We start from the raw sequence: 17,741 nt of genomic DNA on the forward strand, positions 1-17,741 counted from the left end.
TTAGTTGTTTTCCCCGCCGGTGGCGGCTTTGGTGTTTCCGCCGGGGGCGGATCGTTCGGTTTCGATTAGTTGGTCGAGCCACTGAACCTCGCGTTCGACCCTTTCGAGGCCGTGGCGTTGAAGCTCCGTGGTGTACGCATCGTTGCGCTCGCGGCGCTGCTGCATTGATTCAGAGACTTCTTCGAGCCTCTCCGCGAGCCGAGAGCGACGCCCCTCGAGGATGCGTAGGCGCGTCGCTGAGTCTGTTTTGTCGAACATGGAGAACCTCACGTCGAAGGCGTCGTCGTCCCACGATGACGCTCCGGCCGAGGCGAGCTCGTCAGCGAGACGCTTCTTGCCCTCGTCGGTGAGGCGGTACGCGATGCGCGAGCGACGCGAGGTTGCCGCGTGGGCGTCCTCGGCCTCGTTCGCATCGGCGGCGATGAGCCCACTGCCGACCATGCGCTTGAGTGCGGGGTACAACGATCCGTAGCTCAGTGCGCGGAACGCGCCAAGCTCGGACCCCAGCTGCTTGCGAAGCTGGTAACCGTGGAGGGGCTGCTCGCTGAGCATGCCCAAGATTGCGAGCGTGAGTACGTCCGTCTTGGCCATCGTCCCCTCCTTTCGGTGTCGGGTTGCGGTCCCGCTGGATGCGGTGCGCGAACATCATCATAGCAAACCGTTGTATCGGCGCGATACATCGAGTAGCGTGTGTTGCGAGGCTGCGGGACAGACTGTCGCAGCAAGTTCGCTGGCACGTATTGGATGTCCCGTTCGTTTAAAGGTGTGGCGCCGCAGCCACCGCCACCGCTCCAATCTCTATACAACGCAGGTGGCGCCGCCATATCCATCTCCTAATCCCCGGGAACAAATCACGTGACAGAACCCAAGTCCACCCCACAACGCACGTCCGCGTTCAAGCCCGTCACCGGGACGCAGGCCACCTCGGCACGCCCTGCTGCGGGTGCTCCCGTTCGCAAGTCGACGCGAGCCGCCGGGGCCAAGCCGGCCGCGGCATCGGGCAGCGTGAAGGCGTCGGCGCCCGCAACTAAGACCGGTGGAGCGGGCAAGGGCTCGGGAAACGGTGGATCTGGTGGAGGCAAGGGCGGCGCACGCAAGCAACGTCGCGCGGACATGCCACGCTGGAAGCGGATTCTGCGAGGAGTGGGCCTGTGGGCGCTCATCGGCGGCCTGGTCACGGCCACCGCAGCAGTCATCGGACTGGTCGTCGTGTATTCGACGCTCGAGGTTCCAGAGCCCAATGACTTCGCTCTCCAGCAGTCCTCAATCATCTACTACGCCGACGGCTCCGAGATGGGACGCCTAGGCGAGGCGAATCGCGAGATCGTCGACATCGACACCCTCCCTGACTACGTCGGCAACGTGTTCGTCGCTGCCGAGGACCGCAGCTTCTATACCAACCCCGGTGTGGACGTGTTGGGCATGGGACGCGCGTTATTTAAGACCGTGGTCGAGGGCAAGACTCAGGGTGGCTCGACCATCACGCAGCAGTACGTCGAGCGCTACTACGTGGGCGAGACCACCACGGACATTCCGGGCAAGATCAAGGAAGCCCTGATGGCGATGAAGATCGACTCGCAGCAGGACAAGTCCGAGGTGCTCGGCAACTACATCAACACCATTTACTTTGGCCGTGGCGCCTACGGTATCGAGGCCGCCGCGAACGAATACTTTGGCAAGCACGCCGCGGACCTGACGCTGTCGGAGTCAGCGATGCTCGCGGGAATCGTGCCGGCGCCGAGTGCGTGGGACCCGCGCCTCGACCCCGAGACGGCAGAGCAGAAGTGGAACTACGTGCTCGACGGCATGGTCGAGACCGGCTTCATCACGCAGACCGAGCGTGACGCCCAGACGTTCCCCGAGACGATCGAGTACAAGCAGAACGATGTCTTCGGTGGCACCAAGGGCTACCTGCTGCAAGCCGCCATCGACGAGACGGTCGCAGACACGGGCGTGACTCGCGAAGACATTGAGACGCGTGGCTTCAAGATCACCACGACGATCAACCCCGAGCACCAGGCCGATGCGGTGGCGGCCGTGAAGCAGATGCCAGAGGGGGCCGACCCCAACATGCGGGTCGCTGCGGTCACGATGGACCCCACCACCGGCGCAGTGACGTCGATGTACGGCGGCGACGACTACTTGGAGATTCAGCGCAACGCCGTGACACAGGACATCGCGCAGGCTGGCTCGACGTTCAAGCCGTTCGCGCTGATCAGTGGGCTTGAGCGCGGAATCGGCCTGGGCACCGAGTACATCGCGAATAGTCCGATGTCCTTCCCTGGATTCGAGAAGCCAGTTCAGAACTTTGGCAACCAGAGCTTTGGCAAGGTCAATCTAATCAAGGCAACCCAGGACTCCATTAACACGGCGTACATCCAGCTCTCCGAGGAGGTGGGCTCGCAGTCCGTCATGGAGACCGCGATCCGCGCCGGTATCCCCGAGGACACGAATGGATTGGACGCCAGTCTCAACAACGTCCTGGGAAACGCGTCCCCTCACGCGATCGACATGGCGTCCGCCTACGCGACCATCGCGAACGCGGGAGTCAGCACCGAGCCCTTCATGGTGAGCGAGGTGCTCGAAAGTGACGGCACAGAGTTCTTCAAGCATGAGGTCACGACCGAGGACGTCTTTGCCGCGGATGTGATGGCCGACACCGCTTACGCGATGCAGCAGGTCGTCAACTACGGCTCGGGCACCTTCGCCAAGGAGATCGGTCGTCCGCTGGCGGGCAAGACCGGCACGTCGACGGACAACAAGTCCGCATGGTTCGTGGGCTTCGCCCCCAACATGGTGGGAGCGGTGGCCATGTATCAGGTAGGCGAGGACGGCTCCGCCGAGACGATTACACCGTTCGCTGGGTTCAACCAGATCACGGGTGGCTCCGTCCCGGTCCGAGTATGGACATGGATGATGGACCCCATCCTTGAGGACATGCCGGTCGTTGACTTCCCGGCGCGCGCCAGCGTGGGCACCGATCACAAGATCGTTAAGCCTGAGCCTTCGCCGACGCCGTCGGTCACCCCGTCCGCGACTCCGGAGCCCACGCAGGCACCCGTGCCGCAGCCGTCAGCAACGCCAGATCCGCAGCCCACGCAGGCTCCGGTGCCCCAGCCGTCGGCAACGCCAGATCCGCAGCCCACGCAGGCTCCGGTGCCGCAGCCGTCAGTAACACCGGCACCGGCGGCCGCTGGTGCCGCGGTACCAGCAGTCCCCTAGCCGCGGATGGTGCGCTTGGCCTTGAGAGCGGCCTTGAGCAGGCGGTACTTGGTGGGCTTGACGAGTACATCCCAGGCGCCGTCGATGGCACTCTCCGGACCCCATTTGCGCTTGAAGTCCCCAACGCTGGCCAGCGACGGTGCGCGCTCGGACTCCACGCCCATGAGATCGAGCGCCGTAGCGCCGGCCTCCTGCAGCGACGCACGCATGGTCCACACGAGCACTGCGGCGGCGTCGATGTCGCGCGCCTCGGCGTTACCGGCGGCGTAGTAGTAGACAGCGCCGGTGCCGTAGACGGTGGAGAGAACCCAAGCGACGGCGCGGCCCGCCGGTTCGCCATTGGGGCCCACGTCGGTACGCCGTGCCACATACATGCGTGCGTTCTCCCCGAGCGCCTCGAGCATCCCCCAGTACACCTCGGGCGGATAGATCGCGAACTCGTCGCGGCCGGCGGTCTCCTCGTAGATCGCGTAGAGCTCGTCGAAGGCCTCGCGTGTCAGGTCCTTCTCCCAGCTTGCGGTGGTGCCCTCGATTCGCAATGCGCGCCTCATTCGGGCGCGCGACTTCTTGGACAGGCTCGCGAGGTAGGCATCATCATCGAGCGTGAGGTCGATCACCACGGTGCGGTCATACGTGATGGTCTGCAGCAGTTCGTGCAGGTCCGGCGCGCTGTGGCGTGCGTGCATGCGCAGAAACACAATATGAGGCGCTTCGGCCTTGACATAGGTTGTCAGCGCGTCGCGGAGAGCGCGTTCGCTGGACTCGGTCTGCTCCCCAATCCAGGTGGGACCATGCTTAGCCCACAGGTAATCGAAGCCGCGCCCGGCGTATTCGGTCAGGGCGATCAGCGCGAATGGCTCGGTGGCATCGCCCGCGAAAGCCCCGACACGGCGCCACGGCATACGGCCGTCAACCACGGCATCGTACGCATCCCAGGGGGGTGTCTGTTCAATGGCGATGGCGTGCGCGGCCGTATCGGCAAAGGCGAGGTAGGCGGCATCATCGAGGGCCTCGATACGCACGGATTCAGTCGGAGAACTCATGTGCCGAGCCTAGACCGCGCGTGCGCAGGGAAGTAATCAGACACGGTGGGTGATAATGGGCGCGTGGACACGGTGCGGACTTCTCTGGCGGAATTGACCTCGACGGCCGCGGAAGACTGGCACCTGGTGTTCAAGGCGCGGTACGGAATGCAGCAGGTGTTCGCGGCTCTCAACGCCGCCAGCGAGGTTCGCGGCGTGGTGACCCAGTCGCTGACCTGTGCGACTGCCGTCGATCCCATCATGGTGGCTGGCCAGCGGCCCGTGTACGGAGACATCAGCGAGCAGTCGTTGGCGCTGGACCCCGACCGTCTCCCGGCCCCCGCATCCTGGGGCGCGGTCGTGATCCAACACACATTCGGCATCGTCGACGCGGCGCGGTCGGCACGTCTTGCGGCTGCCGCGCGTGCCAATTCAGCGCTGGTGGTGGAGGATTCCGCACATGCCCTTGGGCGCATGGTGCGGTCCGCCGACGGCACGCCGCTTGCGGATGTCTCGATCCATTCGTTTGGCGCAGAGAAGTCCCTGCCGACCAAATTCGGTGGAGCCATCTGGGTAAACCCTGAGATGGCCGACACGGCTGTGCGCGAGGACATCACGCGACGGCTCGAGAGCATGCGCCCCCCTGGATCCCGGTTGGCGTTGGCCGCACGCACGTACCGACTGCAAATGGCCGTCCTGCGCAGGCTGCCGGGTGGCGTGGGCCGCGCCACAAGACGCGCGTTGACCTCCGCGAAGTTGTTCGAGCCCCCGGTCGCACCCTCCGAGCAGGAGGGCAGGCTCGCCCACTCCGACGTGGGCGCCTCGCCTTGGGTGGTGGGCCACATGTCGGAGCATTTGCCCGGCCTTGCGGCCTTGGAGGCCACCCGCATTGCGGCAGTCGGCGTCTACGCGAAGGTGCTGTCGGACCTCATGCCATGGAGCGCGGACGTGGTGGGCCAGCCGCTCATTCGGATGCCACTACTGACGCCCGATGCTGTGGATACGGCTGCCGTAGTTGACGCTCTGCGGGACCGGGGCATCTACGTGGGCACCTGGTACCGGCCGGCGCTCTTTCCTGGGGTAGCCGACCCGGAGGCGTACTGCTACGACCCCAACGACCCCAATCTCAGCGTCACTCGGGACGTGATCGAGCGCATCGTGAACCTGCCGACGTCCGTCACCGAGGCCGAGGCGGAACGCATTGCACGTGACACCCTCGACGTTCTCGAAGTGCTTAGGAACGCGAGTACTTAAAGGTCGACAGCGTATGACGCAGGTCGATGCGCAGCACCATCAGGAGGCGACTTACGCCCATATCCGGTCGGTACCAGAGCGTGTGTGCCGTGCGGCGGCGGGCGGCGGCGCGCACTCGCTTGCGTAGGGGGCGCGGGATAAACAGGCGCGAGACCAGGCGCGGCAGGTTGATCCACAGCGCCTCAACGGTGGTGACCTGATCACCGGGATCGCGACCGTACACACGATCCTCGACGAGCGCTCGGGCAATGTTGCCCCCGGCGGCCATCGTGTAATAGCACGCGGCACCCTGGCGCAGGTTGAGCTCGAGCACCTTGGAGGTGTCGTCTCGGTGGTCGCGCATCACGTCGAAATTCGCAGTGCCGGTGTATCCCACCGCATCAAGCAGGCTGCGCATCGACTCCGTTAGCTGGGGATCATCGATGGTCAGGATGGCGTCGTAGTTGCCCACGCGATCCGGGTGCTGGTCCGCCATCACGATCTGGCCGACCGAGGCGAGCCGCATCTTGCCCTGGACGTCGGAATAGGTGTTGGCGACGCGCATGACGGTCTCGTCGCCCGGGATGAACTCTTGGACGATCATGTCGTCGTCGTAGCCGCCGCCAAAGACGCGCTCGACCACATCGCGCAGTTGCGCCGCGTTGTCGACGCGATAGATCTTCTGCTTGCCGGCAAAGGATAGGCGCTGGTAAATATCAGTATTGGAGGGCTTGGCAATGACCGGATACGAGAAGGGCAGATCCTCGCCGATGCTCTGGTCGCCCTGTTGCGAGGACGTCACCACGGTGGTGCGGGGGTGGGGAATGCCGAACTCCTCGCAGGTGCGATAGAACGCCGTCTTGTCAATCAGCTTGTCCGCGAGTTGGCGGTCCACGAGGGGGACGATGTAGCGCTCCTCAAGCACGTCACGGTGGTCGATCACGACGTTCGTGTAGTACTCGATGGTCGGAATCAGCAGCAACTGACGATCCCGGTGCTCGTCGGCGATCCCGAGGAGCGTCGCGACGATCGCCTCTGGAGCGTCAAAATCCCGTGACGCACGGACCTCGATGATCGAAGACTTCGCGGTCTCGTGAAGTGCAGCACGCCCGAGTACCAGGCTGCGCACCTGGTAGGCCTCGTGAAGCGATCGCGCAATGTTGTAGGCGCCGACTCCCGTACCGAGGATGACGGGAACAAAATCGTCGTTGCCAAGCTTCATGCGGTGCTGCCCTCCGGGTGGTGAAACTCACGTCAGAGGCATCCTACGGGAGCGCCGAAGGGGTGAGCCTGGCCCCTGCACTTCCGAATGTCGGGCCAGCAAGGTATTCTTGTGCGTTGTGGAAAAGGTCCTGCCGCCATCGGCGGGAATCTCCACTACTGCGTAACCCTCCTGCCACGGATCGTCCGTGGCCGTTTTTAGTCCAGAGGAGGTGGGTATTAATGCGCCAGTACGAAATGATGGTCATCCTTGACCCCGAGGTAGAAGAGCGCACGGTTCAGCCGTCGCTCGAGAAGTACCTGACGGTTATCACCAATGACAAGGGCACGGTCGACAAGCTCGACATCTGGGGCCGTCGTCGTTTGGCTTACCCGATCAAGAAGAAGGCAGACGGTATCTACGCGGTGGTGAACTTCACCTCCGAGTCGGCTACCGCCAAGGAGCTCGAGCGTCAGCTCGGACTCAACGAGTCCATTCTTCGCACCAAGCTGCTTCGTCCGGACGCACACTAGTCCGGACGCTCGTTCCGACTCTCACTAAATACAACACACGAAACCGAAGGAAACACCATGGCAGGCGACACGCAAATCACCGTAGTAGGTAACCTCACCGGCGACCCGGAGCTCCGCTTCATCTCGTCCGGCGCGGCAGTAGCTAACTTCACGGTGGCGTCCACGCCCCGCACGTTCGACCGTCAGTCGAACGAGTGGAAGGACGGCGAGACCCTGTTCATGCGTTGCTCCCTTTGGCGCGAGGCCGCGGAAAACGTGGCTGAGTCGCTGACGAAGGGTATGCGGGTCATTGTGACCGGCCGCCTGGTTTCGCGTTCGTGGGAGACGAACGGTGAGAAGCGCACCGTGACCGAGATGCAGGTCGACGAGGTTGGTCCCTCGTTGCGTTACGCCACCGCCAAGGTGACGCGTACGCAGCGCAGTGGCGGCCAAGGCGGCGGTGGCAACTTTGGTGGCGGCGGCGGTTCTTCCGCACCTGCCGGTGGATCGGCAAACGACCCGTGGGCCTCGGCCCCCGCGTCCGACGAGCCGCCGTTCTAAACACTTCTTTTATCTCTTAAGGACAACTCATGGCTAAGCACGAAATTCGCAAGCCGCGCAAGAAGGTGAACCCGCTCAAGGCCGCCAAGGTCACGACGGTTGACTACAAGGACACCGCGCTGCTTCGCAAGTTCATCTCCGACCGCGGGAAGATCCGTTCGCGTCGCGTGACGGGCATCAACACTCAGGAACAGCGTCAGGTTGCGCGCGCCATCAAGGTGGCCCGTGAAATGGCACTCCTGCCCTACGCCGGCTCCGGCCGCTAGAAAGGGAACCCCTCATGGCTAAGGTTATTTTGACCCACGAAGTGGGCAACCTCGGTGTCGCCGGTGACGTCGTTGACGTCAAGGACGGCTACGCGAACAACTACCTGGTTCCCCGCTCGCTCGCCACTCGTTGGTCAGCTGGCGCGGAGAAGCAGATCGCCGCACTGCGCAAGTCGCAGAACGAGAAGAAGATTGCCAGCGTTGAAGAGGCTCAGGCCGCACGCGACTCTCTTCAGGCCAACCCGGTCACCGTGTCAGCGAAGGCCGGCCCGTCCGGTCGCCTGTTCGGTGCCATCACCACGGCTGAGATCGCGGGCGCCATTGGCGACCGTGCCAAGGTCGACAAGCGTCGCATCCAGATCGCTCAGCCGATCAAGTCGACGGGTGAGTACTCGGTGAAGGTGTCACTGCACGATGGCGTCTCCGCCACCGTGACCGTGAACGTGGTCGCTGGTTAACGCACTTCTGGCGGGCTAAAGCCCGTTGGTCTCAAGGCCCGGCATCCCAGGGGTGCCGGGCCTTTTGCGTGCCTGATGCTCAGACCCCAGACACGCTGCTTTATGGTGGCGTGAGCTAGTGACGGTGAGCCGATGCGGTGCTTGTGGAGAGTCCGTTTCGCACGAGGTCCGACACGCCCATGCGCGACACGCCCGGAACTTTATACCCGAGGTTTATCCCCAGTGGTGAGGGGCATAAAACCCCAGGTAGATCGGGTTCGTGTGGAAGTGATTTCGGGTAATACACATATGTGTCCACAGGGCCCAACGGGAGTTGTTCACAATTCATCCACGGAGAATCGCGTCCTATCCACGGGTCCCAGGCTCCACCGTTTTGCGTAGCCTCGGGCGAGCCATAGGGTGGCGTGTCAGTCCCATTCGAGACACTTAAAAAGTGGCTGGTGGCACGCCCCCACGGCGGGGCCCGTGCTGAGTAGCGAAGGTCGACGCTGGAAGAGAGGAACAGAGCACCGATGTCTATTGACGAGATGGCTCCTCCCTACGGCAATGACGCCGCATCGTTCGATCGACTCCCGCCCCAGAACCTCGAAGCCGAGCAGAGTGTCCTCGGAGCGATGATGCTGTCGAAGGACGCAATGGCCGACGTCATCGAGACGATTCGTGCCGATGATTTCTACAAGCCGGCGCACGAGACCATTTTTGATGTCACGGTCAAGCTCTACAACTCCGGCAACCCGGTGGACGCGCTGACGGTGAGCGCCGAACTCCAGCGCGATGGATCGATTAGCCGCATCGGCGGCGCCGAGTACCTGCACACGTTGATCTCCATGGTTCCGTCCGCGGCATCCGCCGGCTACTACGCGCGCCTCGTGCGCGAGCAGTCCATCCTGCGGAAGTTGGTTGAGGCCGGTACGCGCATCGCGGGCATGGGCTACGAGGCCGACGGCTCGCAGGTGGACGACATCGTGGACAGCGCGCAGTCGGAGATCTTCGCGGTCACCGAGCGACGCAACTCCGAGGACTACCTCCCCATTGGCGAGGTGATGGAGCGCACCATCGATGAGATCGAAGCCTCATCGATCAGGGACGGCTCGATGCGCGGCATCCCCACCGGTTTCCGTGAGCTCGACGAGCTCACCGGTGGACTGCAGAAGGGGCAGATGGTGGTTATTGCCGCGCGACCCGCCATCGGCAAGTCCACGCTTGGCCTCGACATTTGCCGGGCGGCGGCCATCGGTGCCGGCAAGGCCTCCGTCATTTTCTCGCTGGAAATGAGCCGCGAGGAAATCACCAAGCGAATGCTGTCCGCGGAGTCGAGCGTCAAGCTCACCAAGCTCACCAAGGGCCCCATGGGTCCAAACGATTGGGAGCGGCTCGCGCAGACTGCGGCGTCGATCTCTAAGGCTCCGCTCTTCATTGACGACAGCCCCAACATGTCGCTCATGGAGATCCGCGCCAAGTGCCGCCGACTCAAGCAGCAGCACGATCTACAACTCGTGGTGATCGACTACCTCCAGCTGATGAGCTCCGGCCGCAAGGTGGAGTCGCGGCAGCAGGAAGTCTCCGAGTTCTCGCGTGCACTCAAGCTGCTCGCCAAGGAGATCGAGGTGCCGGTCATCGCCATCTCGCAGCTGAACCGTGGGGCTGAGCAGCGCGGCGACAAGAAGCCGATGCTCTCGGACATGCGTGAATCGGGCTCGATCGAGCAGGACGCCGACATTGTGATCCTGCTCCACCGCGAAGACGCGTACGACCGGGACAACCGCCCTGGTGAGGCGGACTTCATCATCGCGAAGCACCGCGCCGGGCCCACCGACACCATCGCCGTCGCCTTCCGTAAGGACTTCGCGCACTTCGCGGACATGGCGCCCGACATGTAGCGTGGAGCATTCACGAACGCGCGCGCCGCGCGATCGCACATGCCTCACCGTCCGGAAGGACCTCGTCATGACTCTTCAGGTTCGGGCCTTTATTGGAGCGACCACCGCTGGACTCGCGCTGCTCCTCGCAGGGTGCGCGGGAGACGCTGACCCCGCATCGGGCGGCGCGACTGCCCCGGCCGGCGAGGCAGACAGTGCTAGCCCGGACGCGGACGAGTCCACTTCCCAGGCAGCGAGCCCGTTCGATTTCACCGCCATGACCGTGATGTCGGGCGAGGACTTCGACGCGACCTCGTTGGCTGGCCAGGACGTTGTGCTGTGGTTCTGGGCACCGTGGTGCCCGACGTGTGCAGCAGAGGCACCGATCATCGCGGAGGCGATCGACGGACTGCCCGAGGGCGTCACCATGATGGGCGTGGCGGGACGGTCGGACGACCCGGCGGCCATGCAGGAGTTTGTGACCGACTATGGCGTGGGTGGCATTGAGCATCTCGCGGACACCGACGGCAGCATCTGGGCGAACTTCTCCGTGGTTTCACAGCCGGCGTTCATCTTCGTCAATGACGATGGCACCATGCAGGGGTCCGGTGGCGGACTGACCGCGGACGACATCGACTACTACGCCAACGAGTTGCTCAACAACTAGCCTGCGGCCGCGAGTCAAACCCATCCTTTTCGCGGAGGGCTCCGAATAGTGGGCAATCGCGGTGGAGCGAGAGTGTGCCCATCAAGGGCAGCTATGGAATCAAAGCATTCCGCCGTTCGTTCCGCCACCGGAAAGGAACACCCTCATGAACCTACGTACCTCGCTTCACACCATTAGCCTCGTGGCGGTGGCCGGATTCACGCTGGCCGCCTGCTCGAGCGGCGCCGACGCGCCAGCCGAATCCCCAAGCGCCGCCGCTGCCACGGCATCGGCGGATGCCATGGAGCCCACGCCCAGCCACGACGCCATGGAAGACGACGCCATGACGGACGATGCCATGGCTGAGGACGCCATGTCCGATGACGAGGCGATGGCCAAGGAAGAATCCGAAGAGCCCGCAGCAAACATCGACGTCCCCAAGCAGTTGGAGTTCACCACGACCACGCTGGCGGACGGCGCGGAGTTCGACGGTGTCTCGCTTGCCGGCAAGGACACCCTGCTGTGGTTCTGGGCACCGTGGTGCCCCACCTGCCAGGCCGAGGCGAGCGAGATCGCGGCCGCCGCTGCCAACCTTCCCGAGGGCGTAAGCATCGTCGGTGTTCCGGGACGCTCAGACGTTGGCGCGATGAAGGAGTTCACCGCGAAGTACGGCCTCGAGGACTTTGACCACCTCGTGGACGAGGACGGATCACTGTGGTCGGGATTCAACGTGGCCTACCAGCCAGCGTTTGCCTTCATCAACGACGACGGCACGGTCGAGACCCTGCCTGGCTCGCTCAGCGCACAGGGCGTCATCGACGCCGCGAACGAGCTGGCCGCAAGCTAGCTCGATACCGCTGAACTCAGCCGCAAGCACCGCGAGGTGCTTGCGGCTGAGTGCTTTCTGGCGCCTCGAATGCTCGGGGCCTACGTCCGCGGACTACTTCTTGATGGATCCGCGGATGGCGTCAAGAGTGGAGGCATCCGCGATGCGTGGGCCGGACTTCTTGGCTGAGGGTGTGGGCTCCGTCGTGCCGTGGAGTGCCACCGAGTCCCCGCCCCCTGCCTCGGGTGACATCGAAGCGGGGGCTGCCGCGGCATTGGCGCCCTTCTTGGTCTTGCCTGCGACGAAGACCCACAGCACAACCAGCGTGGTCACGACGACCAGGCCGATCAGCACCGGCGTCCCCCACGACTGAATGGCGGACGTCACCGAGCCCTGCCATTTCGCGGTGGTGGTGAGCACCGGGTCGAGCGTATGGATGCCGAACTTGGGCAGGATCTCCGAGAGGCCGAACAGCAGCACGTAAATGCCGGCGAGAATCATGAGCACTCCGCCGGCCCGCATGATGGCCGGCGTCTTGGAGCGCAACGCGCTGGCCACACCCGAGCCAGCCAGCGCGGCGATGAGTGAGACGATCAGGATTGACGTCCCCATGCCGAGACCATAGATGATGAACGGTGCCACGGCGCCGAGCGGGTTGGTCGCGGCCAGGGCTTGCGTGACGATCGCGAGAAAGAGCCCGATGGTGCAGCTGAGGGATGCGACAGCGAACGATGCGCCATAGGCGGTCTGCGACCAAAAGGACTTGCCCGGGGCATTGGAATTCAGGCGCAGTCCCGGTCCCTTGAGTTCGCCGCCCTTCGCAAGCACGATTCCGAGCCAGATGAGGATGACGCCCATCGCGGCGGTGACGTAGGACAGGTACGGCAGGATCGACCCCTGCAGGCCCGCGTTCACACCGCCAAACAGCAGTCCGAACGCGGTGAAGACCGCCATGAAACCCAGCGTCATGGCCAGTCCAAATAGCAGCGCACGCCGCACCGCCATCGGCCGGGTGACGCCTTCCTCGGCGCTACCGGTCACCAGTACGGTGATGTAGGCGGGCAAGAGGGCGAAACCGCACGGGTTGAAGGCGGCCACCACCCCTAGGAGCAGCGCGTACGCCGCGGCGGTTCCGTCGAGCATGGTTGTCCCCTTGTCGAAGTCTTAATGGGCGTGCCTCAGGGTGAGACCCCAATGCTATTCGGAGTGGTGGCGTGCCGCGATGGGTTTGGGTCAGGACGGTCAGATGGTTGGCGCTCACTCAACGTCGATCGCCTCCGACTTGTCGAACCACCGAGGACGTGAGACGCTTCGAAACGAGATATTGGACGCCAGAGTGACCCCTTCCAGTGCAACGAGGAGCACAGCATGAGCACGCATGACTCGCAAACTCAGAGTGATGACACCAACGCACCGAAGGACGCTCTTTCGAGCCCCTTTAATGATTCCTGCGGGGAATGCGGATCGGACGTCCGTTGGTTCACCCTGGCTGAGTTCTCGGAGCACATCAAAGATGATCCAGAGCGCCGTGCAAACACCAAGGCATTGATCGAACAGACGACTCGCGAGTTCGGCCCGGCATTGGATCTGCGCTTCAAGGAGTGTGAGTCATGCGGCGATGCCACGGCGGTGTCCTCCATGCGGCTCGACCCAGAAACTGGCCGAGTGGTGCGTCGGAACTCCGAGTTTGGCTCCACGAGGGACTGAAGTACTGCCCGTAACTATTACGTGCTGAGAGCTACAGCTCGCCCTTCTTCTCCATCCACTTCATTGCGAAGAAGCCGAGCGGGATGCGGGCCCAGTACGTGAGCAGTCGGAAGATCAGCGCAACAGACAGGGCTGTGGCGGCATCGAGTCCGGCAGTGGTGAGTCCTGCGGCGAGCGCCGCGTCGATGGTGCCGATACCGCCGGGCGTGGGGATCAACGCTCCGGCGGCATTTCCGAGCAGGTAGACCACCGCAACGTCGACGATGGCGAGATGTTGGCCGAAGGCCAGAAGCGTCGCCTGGAAGGCCGCCACGTAGGCGACCGTCATCAGTAGGTTCCCGCCAAGGCCGAGCACCAGCCGCCATGGCTGGCCCAGGACCTGGACGAGACGCGGCCATGTCTGACGCACCATCGGCATGATCTTCTTCGCGACCCACGAACGCACCTTGGGGACGAGGAGCGCCAGGGCAACGACCGCGACCACGGCGCCAATTCCCACGAGGACCGAGGTGCTGGGAAGTGCGGTGAGCGTTCCCTGCGAGCCGGAGGCGAGGGTCAGGATGATCAGACCAAGAACAGTCACGACGACGGCGGACACCTGAACGAGGGCCACCGTCGCCACGGCGAGGGGGGTCGGCACCTTGCGCTTGGTCAGCAGCCGTAGGTTGAGGGCGGCCGGGCCAACCCCTGCGGGGGCAACCAATGCGACATAGGCGGCAGCCACCTGCGCGAGTAGCACTCGCGTCCAGGGAAGCTTGATGGGAGAGAAGGCGGCCATCGCGAGCGCGGCGCCCACGAAGGTGAGCAAGGCCATCATGAAGGCGGCGGCGAGCCAGGCAAAGTTCGCGCCACGCAACGCGTCGAGGATCGACTCGGTGTTGAAGGAACCGAGCACGAGGTAGATCGCGACCACGGCGGCGCTGATCATCACCACTTGCCGAACGCCAAAGCGGGCGATGTTCTCCTGCTCGACGTCGGCATCGGGGAGGCGATCCACGATTGCCTCGCGTACGGATTGCAGCACCTTGACGCCGTGTTGCTGCTTGATCTCGTGACGTGTAGTGCTCGGAAGCGCGATGGACTGCAACAGGGGGCCGGACTGCTCGAGCTCCTCGGTGGACAGGTTGCGGAAGGCGGCGTCGACGGCGCGCTCGGCGCCGACCTTCACCGCGGTCATGGCGAGAATCTGCGCGCGGTCGATGCGCCACGCGAGGGTGGACGAGGCGACCTCGCCAAGCTCCCAGCTCGTGAGCCACACGATCGGGTCGCCCGTGGCATCGTCCGTGCCCACCAGCATCGTGTCGGAACTCAGCGAACGGTGCGAGATGCCCGCGTGATGCGCGATCTCGACTTCCTTCCACATCGTGTCAAGTAATTCGTCGCTGATGTCCTCGGTGGGGAGGTCAGCGAGCGGTTGCACGCCGAGCGGGCGTTGATAGATCAGCAGCATGGTGTCGCGGACGTGGCTCATGCCCAGCACGCGGGCGGTGCGCACCCCAGCGGTCCGTGCGGCGTGCGAGACGAGAGCGGTGGCCTCTGCGGTGTGGCGCAGTCCCACGTCGGCGCGCGCGTTGATGCCGCGCAGGCGAATGGACTTCCACCATTTGGCAAAGAACCCCGCAGCCTGGCGGTCCCCATCGAGGGCGATGACCAGAAGCTGATGACCTTGCACGGTCGTGAGTTCGTAGACGCGACCCTGACGAGTGCGGCCCATCGCCGTGGAGACGCGATCGATCGAGGCCGCGGACGCCACACCATCGGTGCCATCGGCGCGCACCAGACGCTTGGGCTCGTACCCGGCGCGACGAATCCCGTCGGCGAGTGCATCTCCATAGGCACGGTCCGCGGTTGAGCCGAGCGCGTAGCGCCACAGCAGTCCAGCTGCCCGGCCAATCAGCACGGTCACCACGGCCGCCGGCACGGTCACAATGCCGGAGATGGCGGCGACGGCCAATGCGATCCACAGGATGTTCCAAGAAGCGGACAGCATCTTGCGGTCGGTGCGTCGTCCCGCTGCCGTGAGCATGGCTGCGACCGCGGAAATGTATGCGGGGAGCTGAACCTCCATGACGCCGCCTGCACCGGGGACGGACAGGCTGTCGAGGAGCTCGGTGGCGCCCCAGTGTTCAGTGGTAGCGGTGGCGATGACCGTTGCGATGAAGGCGAGAACTGCGGCACCAAGCACCTCAAGCATGCGGCGTGGTTCCTTGCGCAGGGCGAGTTCGCCGAGAACGAGGGCCGGCACCACCAGGGTGACGATGCCGGAGAAGACGTTGACGGGGGCCACGAGCAGACGCTGCAAGAACGCCGAGAATCCACTGATGTCCTCGCTGAGGCCAATCGTCGTCTCGTGTGCGAAGGCGCCGATGAGCAACACCAGCACCACCCCGAGTACGGCGGCAAGCGACGCAAGGAGGTCCGAGAATCGGTGGACTCGCACCTCGGGGGTATCAATGATCTGCACCGTCGGGGCATCGACCGTGTTCTCTGCGGGACCGTCGACTGCGGTTGCTGTGACCAATCCCTCTGCCGCGGACGCACGCGCAGGCGCGGAGTCATGCGTCGAGGGGTCGGAAGCCATTGGTCGATTCTATGAGGTAACTGACAAAACTAGGTGATTCCAAGACTGTCCAGCACGTGTGCGGGAATGATTTCAGGGCCGATGAACGCCACTGAATCCAACAACATGTGCGCGATGATCAGCGGCGCGAGGCGTCCTCGCCTCACGTAGACATACGCGAAGACCAGTCCCATGACGACGTTTCCCAACGCCATCGGCCAGCCCTGGTACAGGTGGTAGCAACCGCGAAGTAACGCCGATGCGATGATCACCGCGGGCACGGACCAGCGCATGTCCCGGAGCCGGGTCACCAGGAATCCCACCACGATCCCCTCTTCAAGGATCGCGGCGGCGGCGGCCGAGAGCAGCAGAATCGCAGCCGCCCACCACTGGTCCGGAAGTCCTGAGGTATTGAGCTTCACGCTCTGACCAAGCGCACGTCCCACCGCATAGAGCCCGAGGCCAGGGATGCCGATGGCGGCGGCGAGACCAAAGCCCCAGCCGATGTCCGACCACCACACTCGTCCGCGCCCGGTGAGCCCCAGCCTCTTGAGCGCGCTGGTCCCGTTCGCGGAGAGGAGATAGAGGGCGAGGGCCACGGGCATGAGAGAGAACCCGATGCGCAGCACCTGAATGAGCAGATCGACGTAGTTGATCGCCGACTGGCTGGGATTCAGGGTCGAGGTCTGACTCCCGATGGGCGCCGGAGCGAGGTACCGCTCGATCAGCCGGATGGCGGCGTAGATAGCAGCCTGGCCGAGTGACAACCCCAGCACGATGACGACCTCGGCGCGCAGCCGACCGCGCGATGGCAGGGTGAGGGCGCCCTCAGCGCGTGATTCGTCCATGGTCACGCTCACTCTAACGAGCGACCAACGTATGCGGCTCCCGCGGCACCCGAGCGAGCCTAGGCTGGGCTCATGGACAAGACGGTGGCGAGCCTGCGCAGGTATCCAGTGAAGTCGATGGGCGGCGAGTCGCTCGACTCGGTTGACGTCGAGGCTCGCGGCTTCGCCGGAGATCGTGCCTTCGCGGTCAGCGACGGTGACGGCCGGTTCGCCTCGGGTAAGAACACGCGGCGCATGGTGCGGCGGGATGGGGTCTTCGGGTTTACCGCCCGGACGGCCGATGCTGCGGTGCTGGTCTCCGACGGCGAGGCCGAATGGGCGGTCGGGGATCCGGCGCTGGACGCGCGGTTGACCGATGCGCTTGCGGCCGAGGTACGGGTCAGCGCCGAGCAGGGCGTTTCTCATTTTGACGAGGGTCCTGTGTCGGTGGTCGGTACCGCCACGCTGGAGTGGTGCGCGCGCGAGCTAGGAGTCGACGCGGATCCGCGCCGACTGCGGGTCAACATGGTGGTCGAGACCTCGGAACCCTTCGAGGAGGAGTTGTGGAGCGGCGACGTGGGCGTGGGCGGCGCGGTCCTGAGGCCTGTCGGCCGGCTGGGGCGTTGCCGCACCATTGATCTGGTGCAAGACGGCGTCGAGCAGACCACGCGCTGGCTCAAGGCGCTGGGCGACACCCGTGACGCCTGTGTCGCTATCTACTGCGATGTCGTCACACCCGGAGCGGTCCGGATCGGCGACCCCGTCCACTTCCCAGTGACGTCCGTGCCCTAAATCAACTTTTCAACCCGCGTCGCTTCGCACGCGGTCGTCCGACGATGCC

At 64.3% G+C, this 17,741-nt stretch carries 17 protein-coding genes; 11 read left to right on the forward strand and 6 right to left on the reverse strand.

Features of this window, described 5'->3' with window-relative positions; genetic code table 11:
- Window positions 1-591, reverse strand: a complete 591-nt coding sequence (locus AOP73_RS03820) for a PadR family transcriptional regulator (RefSeq protein ID WP_061963273.1) — start codon at window positions 589-591, stop codon at window positions 1-3.
- Between the two features lie 264 nt (window positions 592-855).
- On the opposite strand from AOP73_RS03820, the gene AOP73_RS03825 reads away from it, so the two are divergent.
- Entirely contained in the window at window positions 856-3,222 is a 2,367-nt protein-coding gene (locus tag AOP73_RS03825; protein ID WP_061963274.1) for a transglycosylase domain-containing protein, read from the forward strand.
- On the opposite strand, the gene AOP73_RS03830 is transcribed toward AOP73_RS03825, so the two are convergent.
- Window positions 3,219-4,265, reverse strand: coding sequence for a lipid II:glycine glycyltransferase FemX (locus AOP73_RS03830; protein ID WP_061963275.1), 1,047 nt, complete (start codon window positions 4,263-4,265; stop codon window positions 3,219-3,221). The two genes, AOP73_RS03825 and AOP73_RS03830, sit on opposite strands and share 4 nt — an antisense overlap.
- Before the next feature lie 63 nt (window positions 4,266-4,328).
- Between AOP73_RS03830 and AOP73_RS03835 the strand changes: the two genes are divergently transcribed.
- Entirely contained in the window at window positions 4,329-5,498 is a 1,170-nt protein-coding gene (locus tag AOP73_RS03835; protein ID WP_061963276.1) for a DegT/DnrJ/EryC1/StrS family aminotransferase, read from the forward strand.
- Here the strand turns inward: AOP73_RS03835 and AOP73_RS03840 are convergent.
- A complete protein-coding gene (locus AOP73_RS03840; protein WP_061963277.1) occupies window positions 5,479-6,699 on the reverse strand; it encodes a carboxylate--amine ligase in 1,221 nt (406 codons plus the stop codon). The two genes, AOP73_RS03835 and AOP73_RS03840, sit on opposite strands and share 20 nt — an antisense overlap.
- A 221-nt stretch (window positions 6,700-6,920) precedes the next feature.
- Between AOP73_RS03840 and rpsF the strand changes: the two genes are divergently transcribed.
- The 7 genes from rpsF (at window position 6,921) to AOP73_RS03875 (ending at window position 11,827) form a co-directional block, all read left to right on the forward strand.
- Window positions 6,921-7,211 carry a 30S ribosomal protein S6 gene (gene rpsF, locus AOP73_RS03845; RefSeq protein WP_061963278.1) on the forward strand — a complete coding sequence of 97 codons (291 nt, stop codon included), beginning with the start codon at window positions 6,921-6,923 and terminating at the stop codon, window positions 7,209-7,211.
- 57 nt (window positions 7,212-7,268) lie between these two features.
- Window positions 7,269-7,751 carry a single-stranded DNA-binding protein gene (locus AOP73_RS03850; protein ID WP_061963279.1) on the forward strand — a complete coding sequence of 161 codons (483 nt, stop codon included), beginning with the start codon at window positions 7,269-7,271 and terminating at the stop codon, window positions 7,749-7,751.
- Between the two features lie 29 nt (window positions 7,752-7,780).
- The gene (rpsR, locus tag AOP73_RS03855; protein ID WP_061963280.1) at window positions 7,781-8,017 is read left to right on the forward strand and encodes a 30S ribosomal protein S18; all 237 of its coding nucleotides are present in this window, start codon (window positions 7,781-7,783) and stop codon (window positions 8,015-8,017) included.
- A 14-nt stretch (window positions 8,018-8,031) separates the two neighbouring features.
- The gene (rplI, locus tag AOP73_RS03860; RefSeq protein WP_061963281.1) at window positions 8,032-8,475 is read left to right on the forward strand and encodes a 50S ribosomal protein L9; all 444 of its coding nucleotides are present in this window, start codon (window positions 8,032-8,034) and stop codon (window positions 8,473-8,475) included.
- Window positions 8,476-8,987: 512 nt separating this feature from the next.
- Complete coding sequence (gene dnaB, locus AOP73_RS03865; RefSeq protein WP_061963282.1) at window positions 8,988-10,355, forward strand: replicative DNA helicase; 1,368 nt, start codon at window positions 8,988-8,990, stop codon at window positions 10,353-10,355.
- A 67-nt stretch (window positions 10,356-10,422) separates the two neighbouring features.
- Window positions 10,423-11,001: a redoxin family protein gene (locus tag AOP73_RS03870; RefSeq protein ID WP_061963283.1), complete on the forward strand. Its 579-nt coding sequence runs from the start codon at window positions 10,423-10,425 to the stop codon at window positions 10,999-11,001.
- A gap of 145 nt (window positions 11,002-11,146) precedes the next feature.
- Window positions 11,147-11,827 carry a redoxin family protein gene (locus AOP73_RS03875; protein WP_201774489.1) on the forward strand — a complete coding sequence of 227 codons (681 nt, stop codon included), beginning with the start codon at window positions 11,147-11,149 and terminating at the stop codon, window positions 11,825-11,827.
- Between the two features lie 93 nt (window positions 11,828-11,920).
- Here the strand turns inward: AOP73_RS03875 and AOP73_RS03880 are convergent, their stop codons facing one another.
- Window positions 11,921-12,949, reverse strand: coding sequence for a cytochrome c biogenesis CcdA family protein (locus tag AOP73_RS03880; protein WP_061963284.1), 1,029 nt, complete (start codon window positions 12,947-12,949; stop codon window positions 11,921-11,923).
- Between the two features lie 225 nt (window positions 12,950-13,174).
- On the opposite strand from AOP73_RS03880, the gene AOP73_RS03885 reads away from it, so the two are divergent.
- A complete protein-coding gene (locus AOP73_RS03885) occupies window positions 13,175-13,513 on the forward strand; it encodes a hypothetical protein (protein ID WP_061963285.1) in 339 nt (112 codons plus the stop codon).
- 31 nt (window positions 13,514-13,544) lie between these two features.
- On the opposite strand, the gene AOP73_RS03890 is transcribed toward AOP73_RS03885, so the two are convergent.
- Entirely contained in the window at window positions 13,545-16,094 is a 2,550-nt protein-coding gene (locus AOP73_RS03890) for a lysylphosphatidylglycerol synthase transmembrane domain-containing protein (RefSeq protein ID WP_061963286.1), read from the reverse strand.
- A 29-nt stretch (window positions 16,095-16,123) separates the two neighbouring features.
- Window positions 16,124-16,921 carry a CPBP family intramembrane glutamic endopeptidase gene (locus AOP73_RS03895; protein ID WP_061963287.1) on the reverse strand — a complete coding sequence of 266 codons (798 nt, stop codon included), beginning with the start codon at window positions 16,919-16,921 and terminating at the stop codon, window positions 16,124-16,126.
- A 72-nt stretch (window positions 16,922-16,993) separates the two neighbouring features.
- On the opposite strand from AOP73_RS03895, the gene AOP73_RS03900 reads away from it, so the two are divergent.
- Complete coding sequence (locus AOP73_RS03900; protein WP_061963288.1) at window positions 16,994-17,692, forward strand: MOSC domain-containing protein; 699 nt, start codon at window positions 16,994-16,996, stop codon at window positions 17,690-17,692.
- Window positions 17,693-17,741 lie beyond the last annotated feature (49 nt).

The sequence above is a fragment of the Demequina aurantiaca genome (genome assembly GCF_000975135.1).
Classification (GTDB): domain Bacteria; phylum Actinomycetota; class Actinomycetes; order Actinomycetales; family Demequinaceae; genus Demequina; species Demequina aurantiaca.